This is a genomic window from Massilia genomosp. 1, from assembly GCF_011682185.1.
Lineage (GTDB): Bacteria > Pseudomonadota > Gammaproteobacteria > Burkholderiales > Burkholderiaceae_D > Telluria_A > Telluria_A rubra.
In genome coordinates, this window is record NZ_WHJF01000371.1 from 1 (window position 1) to 549 (window position 549).

General features: G+C 55.7%; 1 pseudogene. It reads left to right on the forward strand.

Annotated features, from left to right (window positions below):
- Window positions 1–549 (forward strand): annotated as a pseudogene (locus F1735_RS34145) (RHS repeat protein); the annotation flags it as partial.

A 549-nucleotide genomic window follows, 5' to 3' on the forward strand; every position in this document is an offset into this window, starting at 1 on the left:
GCGTTTCCCAGACTTACGCCTACGATGCCAGTGGCAATCGCATCAAAGCGGGGTTCGGTGCGAACAGCTACACCAACACTATCGATCCTGCCAGTAACAAGCTGACCGCCACGACAGGTCCGGCGCCAGCCAAGACCAATACCTATAACGGTGCCGGCAATCTGACTGGCGATGGTACCCTTGTCGTGACCTACAGCGGACGAGGTCGTCCGTACAGCATCCAGAATGGTGCGATGACCATCTACCAGCTCTTCAATGGGCTCGACCAGCGTGTTTTCCAAGGCTACGCTGGCGGGGTGTTTGTCTATGATGAGCAAGGGCAACTGGCCGGTGAGTATACTTACACCAATGGCAAGCCGACCCGCGAGACAGTATACTTGGGCAATCTGCCGGTGGCGGTATTGACACAAACAGTCACGGGTACCGCACCTGCGCAAAGCACGGCGACCAACGTGTTCCATATTCATCCGGATCATTTGGGAACGCCACGGATGATTACACGTACGCCCGACAATAAAATTGTCTGGCGCTGGGACAATGGTGATCCGT